Raw genomic sequence first — 19,397 nt, forward strand, 5'->3', positions numbered from 1 at the left:
TCACCGCCCGGAGAGCTTGTCGCGCAGACGCGAGAACACGCCGGGGTGCGCCGCGGACAGCCGCGGCTCCGGCCGCTCCTCGCCGCGCAGGCGGGCCAGCTCGCGCAGGATCGCCTCCTGCTCGTCGGACAGCGCGGTCGGCACCAGGACCTCGATGTGCACGTTGAGGTCTCCGCGCCCGCCGGCGTGCAGGTGCCCCACGCCCAGGCCCTTGAGGGTCAGGATCTGACCCGGCTGCGTGCCCGGACGCAGGTCGATCTCCTGCGCGCCGTCGAGCGTGTCGAGCTCGAGCACCGTGCCGAGCGCCGCGGCCGTCATCGGGACCTGGAGAGTGCAGTGCAGGTCGTCGCCGCGGCGCACGAACGTGTCGTGGGCGCGCTCGCGGATCTCGACGTACAGGTCGCCGGCGGGGCCACCGCCCGGTCCGACCTCGCCCTGGGCGGTGAGCTTGATGCGCGTGCCGGTGTCGACGCCCGCAGGGACGTTGACCGAGACAGTCCGGCGGGCGCGGACGCGGCCCTCGCCGGAGCAGTCGGCGCACGGCTCAGGGATCACGGTGCCGAAGCCGCCACAGGCGGCGCACGGCGCGGTCGTCATGACCTGCCCGAGGAACGAGCGGGCGACGCGCTGCACCGACCCGCGACCGTGGCACACCTCGCAGGTGTGGGCCGAGGTACCGGGGCGCGCACCGTCGCCACCGCACGTCGTGCACACGACGGCGGTGTCGACCTGCAGCTCGCGCTTCGTGCCGAACGTCGCCTCGACGAGGTCGATGTCGAGGCGCACCAGCGCGTCGTTGCCGCGGCGGGCGCGCGGCACCGGGCCGGACGGCTGCCCACCACCGAAGAACGTCTCGAAGATGTCCTGGAAGCCGAAGCCGTTGCCGAACCCTCCGCCGGCGCCGCCGCCCGGGGCGGTCGGGTCGACGCCCATGTCGTACTGCTGTCGCTTGTCAGGGTTCGACAGCACCTCGTAGGCGCGGGCCACGTCCTTGAACCCTTCCTCGCCCGTCTCGCCGGCCACGTCCGGGTGCAGCTCGCGCGCGAGCTTCCGGTAGGCCTTCTTGATCTGCTCGGGCGTGGCGTCGCGCGGGACGCCGAGGATCTCGTAGTAGTCGGTCACAGGTCTCTCTTCGCTGACGGTCGGTCGGCAGGTCGGATGGTCAGGTCCGGCGGGCGGTCGGGGCGGCCCCTGTCGGGCGCGCCCGTCGTCGCCCGACGGCGGTCGCGGGCGGGGGGGGCCCGGGGCCCCCCCCGCGGGGGTTGGGGGTGGGGGGGGGGGGCGCGCCGGCGCGCCCCGGGGGGGGGGCGCGGGCGGGGGGCCCGGGCCCCCCCCCGCGCTGGGTTCGGATGAGGTGTCGGGTGTCAGGTGGGCAGCACCCGCGAGAGATAGCGCGCGACCGCGCGCACTGCGGCGATGGTGCCCGGGTAGTCCATGCGGGTGGGGCCGATCGAGCCGAGGAGCGCGACGGTGTCGCCGTCGGTCCCGTAGCCCGTGGTGACGACGGACGCCTCCGTCAGGCCCTCGAGCCGGTTCTCGTGGCCGATCCGGACCGAGACGCCGGCCTCGACCGCCATCTCGGTGAGCAGCCCGAGGAGCACGACCTGCTCCTCCAGCGCCTCGAGGACGGGGCTCAGTCCCTGCTCGAACCGCATGCCCGCCCGGGCGAGGTTCGCCTGCCCCGCGAGCACGATGCGCTCCTCGCTCTCCTGCCCGAGGGTCTCGGTCACGAGCTCCGCCACGGCGACCGCGAGCGGCCGGTGCTCGGCCGGCACCGCGTCCGCGACGCGCTCGAACGCGGCGTCGAGCTGGCCGAGGCGCTTGCCGGCGGCGGCCGCGTTGAGCCGCGCGCGCAGCTCGCCGAGGGTGCCGTCGTCGAGGCCGGCGGCCACCTCGAGGAACCGCTGCTCCACGCGACCGGTGTCGGTGATGACGACGACGAGGAGGCGGTTCTCCCCCGTCGGCACGAGCTCCAGGTGCCGCAGGCCCGAGCGCCGCAGCGACGGGTACTGCACCACCGCGACCTGGCCCGTGAGCTGCGCGATGAGCCGGCCGGCGCGGGTCATCACGTCGTCCAGGTCGACCGAGTCGGACAGGAACGTCTCGATGGCTCGCTTCTGCGGCGCCGTCAGCGGCTTGACCTCGGCGAGCCGGTCGACGAACAGGCGATAGCCCTTGTCCGTGGGGATGCGGCCCGCGGACGTGTGCGGCTGTGCGATGTAGCCGGCCTCCTCGAGGGCGGCCATGTCGTTGCGGACCGTCGCGGGCGACACGCCGAGCCGGTGGCGCTCGGTGAGCATGCGCGAGCCGACGGGCTCGCGGGTGTGGACATAGTCCTCCACGATGGCCCGCAGGACGTCCAGCCTGCGCTCCTCGCTCACGGTGTCCACCTCCGTCCGACGTCGTCAGGGCACCGAGAGCCGGATCCGTCCGTCAACGGTCCCTCACCCGCCCCAGCACTCTCGCTGCCTGAGTGCCAATTCTACGCGTCGTCACCGACACCCCGAACGTCCGCCGCGCGTCGCAGCGCCGCCACCAACGGGCGGACCGCCTCCGCGAGCGCCTCGATGCTGTGCCGGCTCGCGGCGGTCGCGTTGGCCCACGCGTGCACGTGGCCGGTGACGACCTGGACGGAGACCGGCACGCCCGACTCGCGCAGCCGCTCTGCGTACCGCAGGCCTTCGTCGCGCAGCACGTCGAACCCCGCGACGGCGACGTGCGCGGGGGCCACGCCGGACAGGTCGTCGGTCAGGAGCGGCGAGACGCGCGGGTCCGCCATGAGCGTGGCGTCGGGGATGTACCGGAGGCGGTACCAGCCGAGCCGCGCGGCGGCCAGCGCGTACCCGTCGAACAGCTTCTCCGACGGGTACGCCCGCGTCAGGTCGGTCGCGGGGTACATCAGGAGCTGGAAGGCGGGCCCGCCGCCGTCGTCGTCCCGCGTGAGGTTGCTGACGACCGCGGCGAGGTTCGCGCCGGAGCTGTCGCCCGCGACGGCCACCGGCAGGCGCACGCCGGGGCGCCACAGCTCGGCGCCGCGCGCCCAGCGGAACGCGTCCACGCAGTCGGTGAGCCCCTCGGGGAACGGATGCTCGGGCGCGAGGCCGTAGTCGACGGAGAGCACCAGGAGCTTCGTGTGCCGGGCGATCGCCCGGCAGATCGGGTCGGCGGTCTCCAGGTCGCCCAGCACCCAGCCGCCGCCGTGGAAGTAGACGACCACGCCGTCCGGAGGCACGTCCGGGTCCCCCTGGTAGAGGCGGGCGCGGACCGGCCCGCGCGTCCCGGGGACGGTCACGTCCTCGACGCGCCCGACCTGCGGGCGGTCGCCGAGCAACCGTGCCTCGCGCGCGACGCGCGCCCGCGCACGCGCGACGTCCTCCTCCTCGCCGGCGCGGACGACCCGGCGCAGGCGGAGCGCGACCTGCACCTCGGGGTACAGGCGCTGCCCGTCCACGACGTGCGGCCGCCCGGCGAGCACCCGCAGGACCGGATCGGGCAGGCGTCCGACGGCGCGCACCACCACCCCGGCCGCGCGTTCGGTCCGCTCGTTCACGCCCCCACCTCCTGCCGCGACCGGGATCCCAGCCCCGTCCGGTCGACACTACCGCGCGGCCAGCGTCCGACGTCGGCCACGGGACACGCGGGCGCGCTTCCGCGGGCGGCGCGCGCAGCCGCCTAGGCTCGCGTCCGTGCGCGACGACCGCTACGGCTCCGACGTCCTGTCCCCCGCCTTCCCTGGCGCGTCCCGGGGGCGGCGCCCCGTCTCCCGCCCGGTGCCGGCCGAGGCGGGCCTCGTCGTGGAGGACGTCGGCACCGGCTGGGTCGGCGCCGTGGTGCGCGTGGAGAAGTCGGGCGGGATGCACCTGGTGGTGCTGGAGGACCGGCGCGGCCGCACCCGCTCGTTCCCGCTGGGCGCGGGCTTCTGGGTCGAGGGGCAGCCGGTCGAGCTGACCGCCCCGGTGACGAGCCGCGCCCCGGTCGCGCCGTCCCGCACGGCGTCGGGCTCCGTGGCGGTGCACGGGGCGCGTGCGCGCGTGGCCCGCGGGAGCCGCATCTGGGTGGAGGGCCGGCACGACGCCGAGCTCGTGGAGAAGGTCTGGGGCGACGACCTGCGCGTCGAGGGCGTCGTCGTGGAGATGCTCGACGGCGTGGACCACCTCGCCGAGCGCCTTGCCGGGTTCGAGCCCGACCCCGAGCGGCGCGTCGGCGTCCTCGTGGACCACCTGGTGCCCGGCTCGAAGGAGCAGCGGCTGGCCGACGAGGCCCTGCGCACGGTCGCCCCGGGGACCGTGCTGGTCCTCGGCCACCCGTACGTCGACGTGTGGCAGGCGGTCCGCGCCGAGCGGCTCGGCCTCGCCCGCTGGCCGGTGATCGAGCGTGGCACCGAGTGGAAGCGCGGCATCCTGCGCGAGCTCGGCTGGCCGGCCGACTCCCAGGAGGACGTGGCCCGCGCCTGGAAGCGCATCCTGGGCACCGTCCGGGACTACAAGGACCTCGACCCGGCCCTGCTGGGCCGGGTCGAGGAGCTGATCGACTTCGTGACCGCCTGAGACGGCGGGATCTGCCGGCCGGGGCCGGCGACGGAGCCTAGGCCACCGCGACCGGGCCGCCCGTCAGGCGACGGAACCCGTACGCGATCCCGATCATGATGATCGGGAGCGTGATGAACGTCCCGAGGCCGCACGGGATCGCACCGAGGATCGCCAGCCCGAGGCAGGCGAGCAGCAGCAGGAACACGGCCCCGAAGTTCTGGGCCACGAGCCGGAAGCTCGCCGTGAAGGCCTCCCAGGCGGGGAGCCCCTTGTCGTGGACGTTGTGGTACGTGAACGTCGCGAAGATGATGATCGCGAGGCCCGGCAGGATGCAGGCGACGAGGCCGACGAACGTCAGCACGCCGACGATCACGGCCGCCAGCACGACCACGCCCAACCGCTCTGTCGAGAAGAAGGACGCGAACGTGGGCTTCTCGCCCGACACCTCCTTCAGCGCCGCACGCACGCCGAGGGCCTGCACGACGGAGGACAGCAGCCAGCCGATGATCGAGAACAGCGTGCCGGTGACCGCCATGCCCGTCTGGACGAATGGTCGGCCCTCGAGGGCAGAGTCCATCTGGCGCTGATAGTCACCGAAGGAGGGGCCGGAGAACACGGAGCTGATCACCAGGAGGACCAGCACGAACAGGACCCACGGCAGGGCGTTGGCCTTGAACCGGTTCCAGGCGAAGCCGATGGCCTCTCCGACGGTGAACGGCGACACGGCGGCGGCGCCGTAGGCGCCCGCCGGCCCGCCGTAGGCGGGCACCCCAGGGTAGGGAGTCCCTGGGTAGGGCGCCCCGGGGTAAGGCGTCCCCCCTGGAGGGGTCACGCCGGGCGGGGGCACGTTCGGGTCCGGCATTCCGTACGGGCTGCCCGAAGGGGTCTCGCTGCCCATGCCCGACGTGCCGTAGGTGGGGGGCTCGGCCGGCGCCGGGGGCGCGCCGTAGGCCGGCGGCTCCTCCGGCGGGACGGGCTCACCCGGGACAGGCGGCGGCGCGGGCGTGCCCGGTATCGGAGGTACCGTCGGCCCGCCGGGGACGGGCGGCTCGTAGGCTGGCGGCTCGGGCGTGCCGGGCGACGGCGGTGGCTCGGGCGACGGCGGTGCGAACGGGTCGGGCTCCGCGGGCTGCGGCGGGGTCTTCTCCGGCTCGTCCGGGTCGGCCGGGTCGCGTGGCACGCCGCCAGGAGTGTTCTCGCTCATCGAATCCCTCTCGTCAGGACCTTCGGAGCCACTTTCGCCTGTCGGCGGGCCGGACGCGACCCGAACCGGGACCGGGACCTGCTCAGACGGGCTGCCCGCCGGTCAGACGCCCGTAGAGGTAGGCATTCATGAGGATCACGACGGGCAGAGCGACGAGCGTGCCGACGAAGCACGCGAGGACCCCGGCGACCGTGAGGACGAACAGCACCAGGACGGCCAGGACCGCCAGCCCGAGGTTCGCTCGGGCGAGCCCGACGGCGGACCGGATCGCGGTCACGCCGTCGGCGCCCTCGAGCACGGCGAACGGCGCCCACACCAGCGCGACGAGCGCCGCGAGCTGCACGACGAACCCGAGGACCGGCACGATGCCGAGCAGCGACAGGACCACCTGGACCGCGGCGAACACCGCGACGGCCGGCCAGCTCCGCACGGTGAAGAAGTCGCCGAAGCCCACCGTCCCGTTCCGGGTCGCGACGAGCGCTCCCTGGTACAGGAAGATGCTCAGGAAGGTCAGGAGGGCCGCACCCACGGCCCCGAGCACGACGCTGCCGGGAGTGGTCGCAGGGACGTCCACGGCTGCTCCCGTCGCGGCACGCTCGAGGTCCATGGCCATCTGGAACGACTCCATGAGCCCTGGCGACGTCACGATCACAGCCACCGCCGAGGCGATCACCGTCAGGAGCGTCATGACGACCCACACGCCCCAGCTCCGCCCGAACGCCGAGAACGCGTAGCCGAGCGCGCTGCCGATCGAGACCGGCTGCTCGGAGGCCGTGTTCCAGGCCGGCGGCACCTGCGGCGCGGCCGGCGGGCCGTAGGGCGAGGGTCCCGGGGTGCCGTACGCGGGCGGCTCCCCGGGCGGGGCGTACTGACCGTACTGGGGCACCGGGCGCTCGCCGGACGACGGCTCCGCGGACGGAGCGGGCGTGGCCGGCGGCGTGGCCGGAGCCTGCTCCGGCGTGTCCCCGCCCGTGGGCTGCTGCGGGTCGGGCGCAGGTCCGGCGGCATTGGTGTCGCTCATAGGGTCACCCTCCAGGCGTTCTGACGTAAAGGTACAAATCAGGTAAAGCGTATCGACTCAGGCGGGCTGTCCGCCGGTGAGCCGCACGTAGACATAGGCGGACATGAGCATCGACACGGGCACCGCCACCACGAGGCCGACGACGGGCACAGCGCCGGCGACCGCTGACACCGCCATGAGCCCGAGATACAGCATCGCGACCGTGCCGAGTTTCTGCGTCACGAGCCGATAGCTGGATCGCACGGCATCGACCAGCCCGAGCCCACGGTCGATCGCGAAGTACAGCGTGAACTGAGCCAGGAACGCGATCGCGACGCCGGGGAGATAGCAGAGCAGCATGCCGAGCGCGGTCGCGATGCCGAGCACGAGGCTGTCGACGAGCGCGTTCCCGTAGCGCGGCACCGCGAGCACGCTCTCCCCCGTGACCGGCGCGCCGCGCGCCACGCGCAGCGCCACGGAATACAGCACAGGCCCGAAGAGCCACAGCAGCACCACGCCGACGACCAGCAAGCCGGCGAAGGTGCCGTGCGGCACCTCGAAGGGGAGCTCCTCACCCTCCGCCTGGCCGACGAACGCCCCGAACCCGAGGGCCCACCAGAGCGTGAGCACCACGGCGACGACCATCGCGAGCAGGCTGTAGACGACCGACACCGCGGACAGCGGCAGCCAGTGCTTGCCGAAGCGGCTCCACGCCCAGGAGAACGAGTCGCTCAGGATCGACGACGCCGTCGGCGCGGCCGGCGCATACCAGGGCGGCGGCCCGTACCCGGAGGGTTCCGCCCCGGGCGCCGGCGCAGGAGCGGGCTGCTCCCGGGCCACGGCCGGAAGCGGCGCGCCGGGCGGCGCGTACGGGTTGTTCGGGTCGCTCATCGGTTCTCTCTCCAGGGCACGTCGTCGCAGGTGGCGCAACCATAGCGCCAGCCTCCGACATGACCTGCGGAGCTCCGGGTCAGGGCCGCCCGAACCGGCGTCAGTCCGTCAGCTCCCGCACGACGGCGTCGGCCAGGAGCCGCCCTCGCCGGGTGAGCTGCGCCCGCCCCGTCACTGCCGCGCGGCCGTCGAGCAGGCCGCGCGCGACGAGCCCGGCGACGGCCCGGCGGCCGCTCGCCGACAGCACGTCCAGGGACAGCCCTTCGCGCAGCCGCACGCCCAGCATCACGCGCTCGAGCTGCGCCTCCCCGGCGGTGAGCAGCTCGCGCCCCGCCCCTGGCGAGCTGCCGGCCTCGAGCAGCGTGGCGTACCGCCGCGGATGCTTCACGTTCCACCAGCGGACGCCGGCCGGGCCGTCGTCGTCGGATCCGCCGGACGCCGCCGCGACGTACGAGTGCGCCCCCGGGCCGATCCCCCACCAGTCGTCGCCGCGCCAGTACGCGAGGTTGTGCCGGCACGCGTGCTCGTCGCCACGCGCCCAGTTCGACACCTCGTACCAGGTCAGCCCGGCGGCCGTGAGCAGGTCGTCGGCCAGCTCGTACTTCGCCGCCTGGTCGTCCTCGTCGGGCAGGGCCAGCTCGCCCCGCCGTACCTGGACCGCCATCTTGGTCCCTTGCTCAACCACCAGGGCGTACGCCGACACGTGGTCCACGCCCGTCGCGAGCGCGGTCTCCACGGACGCCCGCCAGTCGTCGAGCGACTCACCGGGCGTGCCGTAGATGAGGTCGAGCGAGACGTCGAGACCGGCGTCGCGCGCCCAGCGCACCACGTCGGGGATGCGCCGCGGGTCGTGGGTGCGCTCGAGGGTCGCCAACACATGCGGCACGGCGGACTGCATGCCGAAGGACACCCGCGTGAACCCGGCGCGCGCCAGCACCTCGAGCGAGGCGGGCGTCACGGAGTCGGGGTTGGCCTCGGTCGTGACCTCGGCGCCGGGCTCGAGGCCCCAGGCCGAACGGATCCCGCCGAGGATCCGCGCGAGGTCCTCCGCGGGCAGCATCGTAGGGGTGCCACCCCCGAAGAAGACGGTCGAGACGGGCCGGTCGCCCACGCCCGCCCGCTCGAGGACGTCCTGGGCGAGCACGACCTCCCGCAGGGCGGTCGACGCGTACGCGACCTGCGACGCCCCGCCGCCCAGCTCGGACGCCGTGTACGTGTTGAAGTCGCAGTACCCGCAGCGCACCGAGCAGAACGGGACGTGCACGTACACCCCGAAGGCAGAGCTGCGCGGACCGCCGCCGACCTCGGGAGGCAACCCACCGTCGTCGGGCACGGGGACGCCCTCGGGAAGGGACGGCACGTTACTTCCGCTTCTCCTTGGCGTCCTTGGCAGCAGTCGACTCCGAGGAGAGCGCCGCGATGAAGGCGTCCTTCGGGACCTCGACGGACCCGATGGTCTTCATGCGCTTCTTGCCCTCCTTCTGCTTCTCGAGGAGCTTGCGCTTGCGGGAGATGTCGCCGCCGTAGCACTTGGCGAGGACGTCCTTGCGCATGGCTCGGATGGTCTCGCGGGCGATGACGCGGGCGCCCACCGCCGCCTGGATCGGCACCTCGTACTGCTGGCGCGGGATGAGGTCCTTGAGCTTGCCCGTCATGAGGACGCCGTAGTCGTACGCCTTGTCCTTGTGCACGATCGCGCTGAAGGCGTCCACCTGGTCGCCCTGCAGCAGGATGTCGACCTTGACGAGGTCGGCGGCCTGGTCGCCCGACGTGTCGTAGTCGAGCGACGCGTAGCCGCGCGTGCGGGACTTGAGGTGGTCGAAGAAGTCGAACACGATCTCCGCGAGGGGGAGCGTGAACCGCAGCTCCACCCGGTCCTCGGACAGGTAGTCCATGCCGAGCATCTCGCCGCGACGGTCGTTGCACAGGCCCATCACTGTGCCCACGAACTCCGACGGCGTGAGGATCGTGGCCCGCACCACGGGCTCGCGGACCTCCTTGATCTTGCCCGTCGGGAACTCGCTCGGGTTGGTCACCTTGATGACCGTGTTGTCGTCGAGAGTCACGTCGTAGACGACGTTCGGCGCTGTCGAGATGAGGTCGAGGTTGAACTCGCGCTCAAGGCGCTCGCGGACGATCTCCAGGTGCAGCAGGCCGAGGAAGCCCACGCGGAAGCCGAAGCCGAGCGCCACGGACGTCTCGGGCTCGTAGTTGAGCGCGGCGTCGTTGAGCTTGAGCTTGTCCAGCGCGTCGCGCAGCACGGGGTAGTCGGTGCCGTCGATCGGGTACAGGCCCGAGAACACCATCGGCTTGGGGTCGGAGTAGCCGCCCAGCGACTCGGTCGCAGGCTTGGCCGCGTTGGTCACGGTGTCGCCGACCTTCGACTGGCGCACGTCCTTCACGCCCGTGATCAGGTAGCCGACCTCGCCCACGCCCAGGCCCTTGGTCGGGATGGGCTCCGGCGAGATGACGCCGATCTCCAGCAGCTCGTGCGTGGCCCGCGTCGACATCATCGCGATGCGCTCGCGAGGGTTGAGGTTGCCGTCCACGACGCGCACGTAGGTGACGACGCCGCGGTAGGTGTCGTACACGGAGTCGAAGATCATGGCGCGCGCCGGGGCGTCCGGGTTGCCCACCGGCGCGGGCACCCGCTGCACGATCCGGTCAAGCAGCGCCTCGACGCCCACCCCCGTCTTGCCCGAGACCCGCATCACGTCGTCCGGGTCACCGCCCACCAGGTTGGCGAGCTCCTCCGCGTACTTCTCGGGCTGCGCGGCCGGCAGGTCGATCTTGTTCAGCACCGGGATGATCTCGAGGTCGCCCTCCATCGCCAGGTACAGGTTGGCGAGCGTCTGGGCCTCGATGCCCTGCGCCGCGTCCACCAGCAGGACCGCGCCCTCGCACGCCGCGAGCGACCGCGAGACCTCGTACGTGAAGTCGACGTGACCGGGCGTGTCGATCATGTTCAGCGCGAACGGCGTGCCGTCGACGTCCCACGGCATGCGCACGGCCTGCGACTTGATCGTGATGCCGCGCTCACGCTCGATGTCCATGCGGTCCAGGTACTGCGCGCGCGCCGCGCGCTCGTCGACGACGCCGGTCAGCTGGAGCATCCGGTCGGCGAGCGTGGACTTGCCGTGGTCGATGTGCGCGATGATGCAGAAGTTGCGGATCAGCTCGGCCGCCGTGGCGTTCGGCTGGATGCGCGCGATGGACGCGGCGGAGGGGATCGGGGGCAAGGCGGGTTGCTCCTGAGGAATCGGGTGGCTTCGGCCGGCTGGATGGACGACGCCGGACTGGTCGTCCCGGCGGTGACGTCGCGTTCCGCTCATTGTCCCACGGCGGCGGGAGCCGACGCGCAGGGCCGCGGCCGGGCGGTGGGTCACCCGTGTCGGTGGCGGGCGCTACCGTGCTGCCATGACGACGGTCGAGACCACGCCGGCAGACGGCGCCGACCCCGCGAGCATCGCGTACCTGCCTCTCCTCGCGCGCCTGCAGGGCGAGTTCCTTGCGGGGATCGCCGAGGCCGACCTCGCGGCGCCGGTCCCGGCGTGCGGCCGCTGGAAGGTGCGGAACCTGGTGGAGCACCTGGCCCGGATCCATCACTGGGCGGCCGCCCAGGCTCGCCGGACCACGGAGACCCCGCTGGGCCGCGGACCCTTCGACCTGGAGACGCTGTATGCGGACTGCGCTCGTGAGCTCCTCGAGACGCTCACCGAGCTGGGACCGCACGCCGACGCGTCCACGCTGGTCGGCAGGGGCCCTGCCAGCTTCTGGCACCGCCGCCAGGTGCACGAGACACTCGTGCACCTGCACGACCTGCGCGCCGCCGCTGCCGGGACGCCCGCCCTCGGCCTGGCGGATGCCGAGCCGCAGGTCTGGGCCGACGGCGTGGACGAGATCGTGACCATGTTCCAGCCGCGCCAGGTGCGGCTCGGACGCATGGAGCCCCTCCGCTTCCCCGTGCTCCTCCTCGCGGACGACGTGCCGGGCGCCCGGAGCTGGGTGCTCGGCTTCCCCGAACCGGACCGTGCGCGCGAGGTCGCGCCGGACGTCGTCGTCTCGGGCACCTCCGAGGCCCTGGCCCTCGTCCTGTGGCACCGGCTCACCCCCGAGGAGGCGGGCCTGACGGTGCAGGGCGACCGCAAGGACCTCGCCGCGGCCCTGGCGGAACGGCTCACGCCCTGACACGAGACGGCACGACCGGCCGAGACCCAGGACCTCAGGAAGACAGACCGGATCTCTAGAGTTTAAGATTGCCTGGTCTGGTTCGCTTGACCAGACCAAGTAGCGTCCCTACCGTCGAGGTGTGACCACGGTGAACGTGCAACAGGCCAAGACCAACCTCTCCAGCCTCCTGGCCCGCGCCGAGCGGGGCGAGGAGGTCATCGTCGCCCGCGCGGGCCGCCCCGTGGTCCGCCTCGTGCCAGTTGATGCGGTCCCCCCGCGCCAGTTCGGCACCGTGCCGATCGACCTTCCGGACGACTTCTTCTTCGCGCCGCTGCCGGAGTCGGAGCTTGCAGCATGGGAGTGACGTACCTGCTCGACACGCACACCCTGATCTGGCTGCTCGGAGCGCCACACCGGGTGGGGGCAGACGTCCGTGACGAGCTCGCCCGCGGCGAGAATCGGCTGCTCGTCTCCGCGGTCTCCGCCATGGAGGTCGCGACGAAGGTGCGGCTCGGCAAGCTCGACGAGGCAAAGTTCCTGGTGAGCACTTGGGAACAACGCATCGCTGACCTGCGCGCGGAGGAGCTGAGCGTCTCCCCGCCGCATGCTCTGCTCGCGGGGTCGATGGACTGGGATCATCGCGACCCGTTCGACCGGATGCTCGCGGCGCAGGCACTGGTCGAGAACGTCCCCCTCGTCACGGCGGACAGCGTCTTCTCCGGGCTACCCGGACTGCGCACGCGCTGGTAGCGCCCCTCACGCGATCCGCGTGATCTCCACCGTGACGTCCAGCGTCGAGCCGCCGCTCCCGGCGTACACGCCCTTGAGCGGCGGCACGTCCCCGTACTCGCGGCCCCTGCCCACCACGACGTGGTCCTCGCCGGCGAAACGGCGGTTGGTCGGGTCGTAGCCCACCCACTCGCCGGCCCACCACTCGACCCACGCGTGGGAGTCGCCCGCGACCGTCTCCCCGACGCCCGCGTCCCCCCTGGGGTGCAGGTAGCCCGACACGTACCGGGCGGGGATTCCCACGGAGCGCAGGGCACCGAGCGCGAGGTGTGCCATGTCCTGGCACACGCCCTTCTGGGCTTCCCACGCCTCCGCGGCGGGCGTGTGCACGGTGGTCACGCCCGGCACGTAGTCGAGCCGGTCGCGCAGGGAGAGACAGATCGCCTCCGCCGCCTCCGCGGGCGGCAGCCCGCCGGCTGCCTCCAGGGCGAGGGCGGCGAGGGCGGGCGGCGGCGCCGTGACGGGCGTCTCGGCGAGGAACGCGGCCTGCGCATCGAGCACGGCGTCGGCGGCGAGGTCCGTCCACCGCGGGGCGGCCCCGGCGGGCCGCCCGCCCTCCGAGTAGCCGGACGCCTCGATGATCGCCTCAGCGACGATCTCGAGGTGCCGGTGCGGGCGCAGCACCTCGAACGTGGTCACCGCAGTGCCCCAGTAGTCCGTGTACTCGGACATCCACGTCTGCGGACCGATGGCGAGGGTCGCGCCGAGGACCTTCTGCCGCGCGTCGTCGACGGGCCGCATCCGCGCCTCGTTGTACGAGGCGGTGACGGGCTCGGGATAGTCGAACCTGGTGGTGTGGACCACCTTCAGCACGGTCACAGCGCCTCCTCCACCCAGGCCGTCGTGGCCGGTGCCGGGAAATACCGATCCTTGATCGCGTTGCTCGCCCGGGCGCACGCCACCTGGACGCGCTCCATCGTGTCGGGCAGGTCGGTGAGCAGGTCGCCGAGACGCGCGAACTCGAGCTCGGATCGTACGAGGCCGAGCTCGCGCCGCGCCTCGTCGCTCACGAAGTGGCGCCCCTCGACGGGCTCGAGCGCGCGCAGCGCCCGCTCGGCCGCGTGCAGCGCGTACACGATGGAGCGCGGGAAGAGCCGGTCGAGGATGAGGAACCCGGCCGCGTCCTCGTCGGAAGCCCGCCCGCGGTACGTGCGCAGATACGCCTCGTACGCGCCGCAGGAGCGCAGCAGCGTGGTCCAGCCCGGGCCCGACGCACCCAGGCGGGCCTGGGTCGTGACGAGGCGGGCCGTCATGTCGGCCCGTTCGAGCGCCTGGCCGAGCACCATGAAGTGCCAGGTGGAGTCGCGCGGCGTCGCCGACTCCATGAGCCCCGCCACGACGGCGGCCCGCTCCCGCACCCAGGCGAAGAACTCGTGCGTGCCGAGCGCGCCCATGACGCGCACCTGGTTGCGGGTCGTGTTGAGGCACTCCCACAGGTCGGTGGAGACGATCTCGCGCGCCCGGCGGGCGTTCTCCCGTGCCGCGACCAGCGACCCCGCGATGGACGACGGGTTCGTCACGTCGTGCGCGAGCAGGCGCACCACCATGGCGCGGTCCACGTCCGACGCGTCGGCCGGAGCCGGGTGGTCCATGATCGCGAGCAGCGAGCGGCAGGCAGTCGCCTCGTCCGCCCAGGGATCTTCCGACAGCAGCTGGACATGGACGTCGAGGATGCGGGCCGTGTCGTCGGCACGCTCGACGTACCGCCCGATCCAGAACAGCGACTCCGCGATCCGGCTCAGCATGGTGCCCCTCCCGTGTCGTCCGTGGCCTGCTGCTGCTGTTGCTGCTGCTGGCCGGCCTGAGCGTCGTGAGGGTTGGTCGCGCGCGGCACGCCCGCCCGCGCTGCCGCCCCGCCCCGGGCCCCCGACGTCGGACGCGGGCCTCTCTGCGCAGGTGTGCCACCGGCATCGGCCGCCAGGACGGGCGACGTGACCCAGGTGTCCTTGGAGCCGCCGCCCTGTGAGGAGTTGACGACGAGCTGGCCCTCCGGGAGAGCGACCCGCGTGAGACCGCCGGGCAGCACCCACACCTCATCGCCGTCGTTGACGGCGAACGGGCGCAGGTCCAGGTGGCGGGGGCGGAACGTCCCGTCGACGAAGGTCGGTCCGGTGGACAGCTGGACGACGGGCTGAGCAATCCACCCGCGCGGGTCCTCCAGGATGCGGGTGCGGACGGCGTCGATCTCCGCGCGCGTCGCGCTCGGGCCGACGACGATGCCCTTGCCGCCGGACCCGTCGACCGGTTTGACCACGAGCTCGTCGAGGCGGTCGAGCACCTCGGCCCGGGCGGCCGGCTCCTCGAGGCGCCACGTGTCGACGTTCTTCAGGGCGGGTTCCTCGCCGAGGTAGTAACGGATGAGGTCCGGCACGTAGGTGTAGACGAGCTTGTCGTCGGCGACGCCGTTGCCGATCGCGTTCGCCAGCGTGACCGTGCCCCGGCGCGCGGCGTTGACCAGGCCCGGGACACCGAGCACGGAGTCGGCGCGGAACTCCACAGGGTCGAGGAACTCGTCGTCCACCCGTCGGTAGATGACGTCCACGCGCCTCGAGCCCTCCGTGGTGCGCATGTACACGCGGCCCGCGGAGCAGAACAGGTCGCGCCCCTCGACCAGCTCCACGCCCATGAGGCGGGCCAGCAGGGTGTGCTCGTAGTACGCCGAGTTGAAGACGCCCGGGGTGAGGACGACGACGGTCGGGTCGGGGACTCCGTCGGGCGCAGCGGCTGCGAGGGCGGCCAGGAGCCGCTGCGGGTAGTCCACCACCGGCTCGACCCGCAGGCGGCCGAACAGCTCGGGGAACGTGCGGACCATGGCGCGGCGGTTGCTCACCACGTAGCTCACCCCGCTCGGCACCCGGACGTTGTCCTCGAGGACCCGGTACTCGCCCTCCTCGTCACGCACCAGGTCGACCCCGCTGACGTGGCAGCGCACCCCGTTCGGCGGCTCGATGCCGTGCGCCGCACGCTGGAACTCCGAGCTCGACAGGATGAGGCGCAGCGGCACGACGCCGTCCTTGACGACCTCCTGCTTGCCGTAGACATCGGCGAGGAACGCCTCCAGGGCGCGGACCCGCTGGCTCACTCCCACCGCGATGCCGTCCCACTCGTCCAGCTCGATCACGCGAGGCACGCAGTCGAGCGGGAACGGACGCTCCTCCCCCGCGAAGTCGAAGGTGACGCCCTGCGCCAGGTACGACTTGGCGAGCGCGTCGGCACGCGCCGCCACCTCCTCAGCCGTGAGCCCCGCGAGGGTGGCGTGCACCTGCTCGTAGCGAGGCCGCAGGGAGCCCTCGCGGTCGATCATCTCGTCGAAGGCTCGCTGCAGTGGGTACCCATCGAACAGGTCGCTCATGTCGGCACACTACGGCGCACCGGACGACGGTGGGGTTCCGGTCATGTTTCGGTGTGATGACGGTATGGGCTGTGCCCGTCACTCGTCCTGCAGGACGGCGGCGATGCGGGCCTGGCTCGCGCGGGCGAACTCCGGCCACCGGTCCCAGTAATAGGGCAGCGCGATCACGGCCTCCACCAGGACCCAGCCCCGCGCCCGCTCCCAGGCGTCGTCGAGGCCGGCGGACGCCCGGAAGGCGGCGCGGGCCGTGCCGCGGAACAAGGTCCAGGCGGGGATCAGGTCGGCCGCCGGGTCGCCGACGCCGATCCCGCCCCAGTCGATGACCGCGGCGAGGCGCCGACCGTGGGCCAGCAGGTTCCCCGGCAGGAGGTCGCCATGGATCCAGGCGCCGCCCGACGCCGGCCAGGCACCCAGGGCACGGTCCCACACCCTGGTCACGGCTTCCGCCCCCGCCCGGCGACCGTCGCCGAGCGGCACCTCGAGCCGGCTGCCGGCCGCGACGCTCGCGCGGCGGACCGCGTCGTCGAGCCGCTCGAGGGGGACGCCGCGACTCGTGCCGTCCGTGACGGGGCCGCCCGCCGGATCGACTCCGCGCAGCGCGGTGACGAAGGCGGCGAGCGTGCGCGCGCCGCCGTCCTGGTCGGTATTGTCCGCAGTGGGCGGCTCGCCTGGGAGCCACGGCACGACGGACCACTGGAACGGGTAGCCGTCAGCGGGCTCGCCGACGGTCAACGGCGCAGGGACCGCGAGCGGCACGTGGGGCGCGAGGATCGGGAGCCAGCGGGCGTCGTTCACGGCCTGCTCCGCGGCCCAGGCGATCTTCGGCATCCGGACGAGCAGCTCGTCGCCGAGCCGGTACAGCAGGTGGTCCGTCCCGCCCGCGGGGCCCGGCGTCACCGCGAGGTGCGCCCAGTGCGGGAACTGCTCCGCGACGAGCCGCCGGACCTGGTCCGGGGTGGTCTGGACCTCGTCGTCGTGGAGCTGCGGCACGCTGCGACCGTAGGGGTGCGGATGCGGCCGGGCCGAGACTTTTCCGGGTGCCGGCGACGCGGGCGGCGCCAGCGGCGCGCACGACGCCCGCGACGCGGCGGCGCCGGCCACGCCCGAACCGGCGACCGTGCAGTGGTTCGGCCGATCTGCCCGGATGGGCCGATACAGTGCCTGGCGTGACTCGTAATCCCTGGCTCAGCCTGCTCGAGGACGTCGTCGAGGCCGTCAAGTCGTCCGTCGCCGAATCGCCCAAGGACACCGGCCGTGAGCCCGCACGCGTGCCCGCCCCCGGCCCGTCCGACGTGCCGGCACGACCGCGCCCGGCCCGCGCTCCGGCGTCGGCCGGCAGGGCGCCCCGGACCGTGGGCTACCCCGGTGACTTCGACGGGACCGTCGAGCCCGTCTACGCCCCCGACCTTGACGGTGAGCCCGACCCGGGCGAGGTCGTCTGGACCTGGGTCCCGTACGAGGAGGACCACGCCCAGGGCAAGGACCGACCGGTGCTGCTCGTCGGCCACGACGGGCCCTGGCTGCTCGCGCTGCAGCTCACGAGCCAGGACCACGACCGCGACGCCGAGCAGGAGGCGCGGGCCGGCCGGATCTGGTTCGACATCGGCTCGGGCCCGTGGGACCGCGAGGGCCGGCGGTCGGAGGTGCGGATCAACCGCGTCATCCGCGTGCACCCGGACGCGGTTCGGCGCGAGGGAGCGATCGTGCCGCGCGGAACGTTCGACGACGTCGTGAAGTACATGCACCGCGCGCTCGACCTGACGTGAAGCCTGTGACGTTCGCGGCGTCGTTACCCGGTCGGATCAGCATGAAGCGACACTGCTTGCACCGCCTCTGACCAGCGGTTCTGCTCGCCGCCGGACGTTCGTGACCGTGAGGCCGGGTTCACAGCCGCACGCCTCGGCCATGCCCGGGGATTCTGCTAACCTTGGTGGTTGCGTGTCCGCCCAGGTCGGCGGGCACCGTCCCAGCTCCTCTCCACGGGTTTCCCCACCCCAGTCCCGGAGCTGCGACCGCCCTCTACGACCTATCCGCTCGCCGCCAGGCGAACACACCAGGAAGTCCACACGTGGCAAACATCAAGTCCCAGCTCAAGCGCATCAAGACGAACGAGAAGGCGCGCCTCCGCAACAAGGCCGTCAAGTCTGAGCTCAAGACGTACGTGCGCAAGGTCCGCGAGGCCGTCGCCGCCGGCGACAAGGAGGCCGCGACCACGGCGCTCGTCGCCGCCACGCGCAAGCTCGACAAGGCCGTCTCGAAGGGCGTCATCCACACGAACCAGGCTGCGAACCGCAAGTCCTCGATCGCGAAGCAGGTCTCGTCGCTCTGATCGTGATGCCCGGGCTCTGCTGAGCCCGCAGCGCGAACTTCGTCAGGCGCCGCTCCTCCGTCCCCTCGCCAGGGACCACGGGAGCGGCGCCTTTCGTGCGCCCTCCCGCGGGTGACGCGCCGCGCGCTCAGCCTCGGCGTGCGCGGGAGATCGTCATCACTGCCCGTTCGACCGCGAACACAGGGTCGCGAGCCTCGCCCTTGACGTCGGCGTCCGCCTGCGCCACGGCCGAGATCGCGACGGCCAGCCCTTCGGGCGTCCATCGCCGCAGGTCCTTCTGCGCCCGGTCCACCTGCCAGGGTGCGAGACCGAGCTCACGGGCGGTCACTCCCCCGCCGCGCAGCGCCGCGACCTTGGCGAGCGTGCGCAGGCGCAGCGCCAGCGCGGCGACGAGCGGCACCGGGTCGACGCCGGTCGCGAGCGCGTGGCGGAGCAACGCAACGGCGGTTCCCGTGTCCCCCTCGACCGCGGCGTCCGCGACGCGGAACCCCGTAGCCTCGACGCGTCCGCCGTAGTACCGGTTGACGACGGCCTCGTTGATCGCTCCCGTCGTGTCGGCGACCAGCTGCGAGCACGCGGCCGCGAGCTCTCGCAGATCGTTGCCGAGCGCGTCGACGAGGGAACGCACGGCCGCGGCGTCGGCCCGACGGCCCGCTCCGCGGAACTCGTTCATCACGAACGACGCCTTCTCCGCGTCCTTCGTGACGGGGTCGCACGTCATGACCGGCGCACCGGTCGCGGTGATCGTGTCGAGCATCTTCTTGCCGCGCTGCCCGCCGCCGTGCACCACGATCACCGTGGTCTCCGGGTCGGGCCTTCCGACGTAGGCGATGATGTCCGCCATCAGCTCTTCCGTGCCGGCGTCCGCACCCAGGATCACGACGACCTTCGCCTCGCCGAACAGCGACGGGCTGGCGGCGACCGTGAGCTGCCCGGCCCCGTAGGTGGCCCCCTCGAGCTCGACCTTCTCGACCTCCGGGTCGCGCTCGCGGGCAAGCCGCACCACCGCGTCCACCGCCCGCTCGGTCAGGAGCGGCTCGGCTCCGCGCACCAGCACGACAGGTGCGAGCGTGGGCTCGTCCCAGGTGCGGGCGGGTGCGGTGGCACGGCTCTTGCGGGTAGCGGGAGGCACG

General features: G+C 73.0%; 19 protein-coding genes. 6 read left to right on the forward strand and 13 right to left on the reverse strand.

Features of this window, described 5'->3' with window-relative positions:
- From dnaJ to L1785_RS11220, 3 genes are all read right to left on the reverse strand, one after another.
- A complete protein-coding gene (gene dnaJ / locus L1785_RS11210; protein ID WP_236089350.1) occupies positions 1-1,122 on the reverse strand; it encodes a molecular chaperone DnaJ in 1,122 nt (373 codons plus the stop codon).
- 242 nt (positions 1,123-1,364) lie between these two features.
- A complete protein-coding gene (hrcA, locus tag L1785_RS11215; protein WP_236089351.1) occupies positions 1,365-2,381 on the reverse strand; it encodes a heat-inducible transcriptional repressor HrcA in 1,017 nt (338 codons plus the stop codon).
- Between the two features lie 101 nt (positions 2,382-2,482).
- Positions 2,483-3,550, reverse strand: coding sequence for an alpha/beta hydrolase (locus L1785_RS11220; RefSeq protein ID WP_236089352.1), 1,068 nt, complete (start codon positions 3,548-3,550; stop codon positions 2,483-2,485).
- Between the two features lie 136 nt (positions 3,551-3,686).
- Between L1785_RS11220 and L1785_RS11225 the strand changes: the two genes are divergently transcribed.
- Positions 3,687-4,547, forward strand: a complete 861-nt coding sequence (locus L1785_RS11225; RefSeq protein ID WP_236089353.1) for a DUF3097 domain-containing protein — start codon at positions 3,687-3,689, stop codon at positions 4,545-4,547.
- Between the two features lie 37 nt (positions 4,548-4,584).
- Here the strand turns inward: L1785_RS11225 and L1785_RS11230 are convergent, their stop codons facing one another.
- From L1785_RS11230 to lepA, 5 genes are all read right to left on the reverse strand, one after another.
- Complete coding sequence (locus L1785_RS11230; protein WP_236089354.1) at positions 4,585-5,733, reverse strand: hypothetical protein; 1,149 nt, start codon at positions 5,731-5,733, stop codon at positions 4,585-4,587.
- An 82-nt stretch (positions 5,734-5,815) separates the two neighbouring features.
- Positions 5,816-6,754, reverse strand: a complete 939-nt coding sequence (locus L1785_RS11235) for a hypothetical protein (RefSeq protein ID WP_236089355.1) — start codon at positions 6,752-6,754, stop codon at positions 5,816-5,818.
- Between the two features lie 57 nt (positions 6,755-6,811).
- A complete protein-coding gene (locus tag L1785_RS11240) occupies positions 6,812-7,624 on the reverse strand; it encodes a hypothetical protein (protein ID WP_236089356.1) in 813 nt (270 codons plus the stop codon).
- Between the two features lie 100 nt (positions 7,625-7,724).
- On the reverse strand, positions 7,725-8,984 hold the full coding sequence (gene hemW / locus L1785_RS11245; protein WP_236089357.1) for a radical SAM family heme chaperone HemW: 1,260 nt from the start codon (positions 8,982-8,984) through the stop codon (positions 7,725-7,727).
- 1 nt (position 8,985) lies between these two features.
- Positions 8,986-10,863: a translation elongation factor 4 gene (gene lepA, locus L1785_RS11250; protein ID WP_283250190.1), complete on the reverse strand. Its 1,878-nt coding sequence runs from the start codon at positions 10,861-10,863 to the stop codon at positions 8,986-8,988.
- Between the two features lie 178 nt (positions 10,864-11,041).
- Here lepA and L1785_RS11255 point away from each other — a divergent pair, with 178 nt between their 5' ends.
- The 3 genes from L1785_RS11255 (at position 11,042) to L1785_RS11265 (ending at position 12,544) form a co-directional block, all read left to right on the forward strand.
- Positions 11,042-11,812, forward strand: a complete 771-nt coding sequence (locus L1785_RS11255; RefSeq protein WP_236089358.1) for a maleylpyruvate isomerase family mycothiol-dependent enzyme — start codon at positions 11,042-11,044, stop codon at positions 11,810-11,812.
- Positions 11,813-11,933: 121 nt separating this feature from the next.
- Complete coding sequence (locus L1785_RS11260; RefSeq protein WP_236089359.1) at positions 11,934-12,158, forward strand: type II toxin-antitoxin system Phd/YefM family antitoxin; 225 nt, start codon at positions 11,934-11,936, stop codon at positions 12,156-12,158.
- Positions 12,149-12,544 carry a type II toxin-antitoxin system VapC family toxin gene (locus L1785_RS11265; RefSeq protein ID WP_236089360.1) on the forward strand — a complete coding sequence of 132 codons (396 nt, stop codon included), beginning with the start codon at positions 12,149-12,151 and terminating at the stop codon, positions 12,542-12,544. Before L1785_RS11260 ends, L1785_RS11265 begins: the two co-directional genes overlap by 10 nt.
- A 6-nt stretch (positions 12,545-12,550) precedes the next feature.
- Here L1785_RS11265 and L1785_RS11270 read toward each other — a convergent pair whose 3' ends face one another.
- The 4 genes from L1785_RS11270 to L1785_RS11285 form a co-directional block, all read right to left on the reverse strand.
- The gene (locus tag L1785_RS11270) at positions 12,551-13,402 is read right to left on the reverse strand and encodes a transglutaminase family protein (protein WP_236089361.1); all 852 of its coding nucleotides are present in this window, start codon (positions 13,400-13,402) and stop codon (positions 12,551-12,553) included.
- Positions 13,399-14,328 (reverse strand): alpha-E domain-containing protein, encoded by a 930-nt coding sequence (locus L1785_RS11275; protein WP_236089362.1) that lies wholly within the window; start codon positions 14,326-14,328, stop codon positions 13,399-13,401. Before L1785_RS11275 ends, L1785_RS11270 begins: the two co-directional genes overlap by 4 nt.
- Positions 14,322-15,935 (reverse strand): circularly permuted type 2 ATP-grasp protein, encoded by a 1,614-nt coding sequence (locus tag L1785_RS11280; protein ID WP_236089363.1) that lies wholly within the window; start codon positions 15,933-15,935, stop codon positions 14,322-14,324. The genes L1785_RS11275 and L1785_RS11280 overlap by 7 nt, the downstream gene beginning before the upstream one ends.
- A gap of 78 nt (positions 15,936-16,013) precedes the next feature.
- The gene (locus L1785_RS11285) at positions 16,014-16,925 is read right to left on the reverse strand and encodes an aminoglycoside phosphotransferase family protein (RefSeq protein ID WP_236089364.1); all 912 of its coding nucleotides are present in this window, start codon (positions 16,923-16,925) and stop codon (positions 16,014-16,016) included.
- 176 nt (positions 16,926-17,101) lie between these two features.
- Here L1785_RS11285 and L1785_RS11290 point away from each other — a divergent pair, with 176 nt between their 5' ends.
- Together L1785_RS11290 and rpsT are read left to right on the forward strand one after the other, a co-directional pair.
- Entirely contained in the window at positions 17,102-17,701 is a 600-nt protein-coding gene (locus tag L1785_RS11290; RefSeq protein WP_236089365.1) for a type II toxin-antitoxin system PemK/MazF family toxin, read from the forward strand.
- 302 nt (positions 17,702-18,003) lie between these two features.
- Positions 18,004-18,264, forward strand: a complete 261-nt coding sequence (gene rpsT / locus L1785_RS11295; protein WP_236089366.1) for a 30S ribosomal protein S20 — start codon at positions 18,004-18,006, stop codon at positions 18,262-18,264.
- A 127-nt stretch (positions 18,265-18,391) separates the two neighbouring features.
- Here the strand turns inward: rpsT and holA are convergent, their stop codons facing one another.
- Positions 18,392-19,396 carry a DNA polymerase III subunit delta gene (gene holA, locus L1785_RS11300; protein ID WP_236089367.1) on the reverse strand — a complete coding sequence of 335 codons (1,005 nt, stop codon included), beginning with the start codon at positions 19,394-19,396 and terminating at the stop codon, positions 18,392-18,394.
- Position 19,397: the final 1 nt, after the last annotated feature.

The sequence above is a fragment of the Antribacter soli genome, assembly GCF_021568775.1.
GTDB classification, from domain to species: Bacteria; Actinomycetota; Actinomycetes; order Actinomycetales; family Cellulomonadaceae; genus Antribacter; species Antribacter soli.

Bases quoted from the DNA above. Each gene is read 5' to 3' on its own strand.
- L1785_RS11235 (WP_236089355.1), bottom strand. From the start codon at position 6,754: ATGAGCGACACCAATGCCGCCGGACCTGCGCCCGACCCGCAGCAGCCC.
- L1785_RS11230 (WP_236089354.1), bottom strand. From the start codon at position 5,733: ATGAGCGAGAACACTCCTGGCGGCGTGCCACGCGACCCGGCCGACCCG.
- L1785_RS11240 (WP_236089356.1), bottom strand. From the start codon at position 7,624: ATGAGCGACCCGAACAACCCGTACGCGCCGCCCGGCGCGCCGCTTCCG.
- L1785_RS11275 (WP_236089362.1), bottom strand. From the start codon at position 14,328: ATGCTGAGCCGGATCGCGGAGTCGCTGTTCTGGATCGGGCGGTACGTC.
- L1785_RS11280 (WP_236089363.1), bottom strand. From the start codon at position 15,935: ATGAGCGACCTGTTCGATGGGTACCCACTGCAGCGAGCCTTCGACGAG.
- L1785_RS11265 (WP_236089360.1), top strand. From the start codon at position 12,149: ATGGGAGTGACGTACCTGCTCGACACGCACACCCTGATCTGGCTGCTC.
- L1785_RS11255 (WP_236089358.1), top strand. From the start codon at position 11,042: ATGACGACGGTCGAGACCACGCCGGCAGACGGCGCCGACCCCGCGAGC.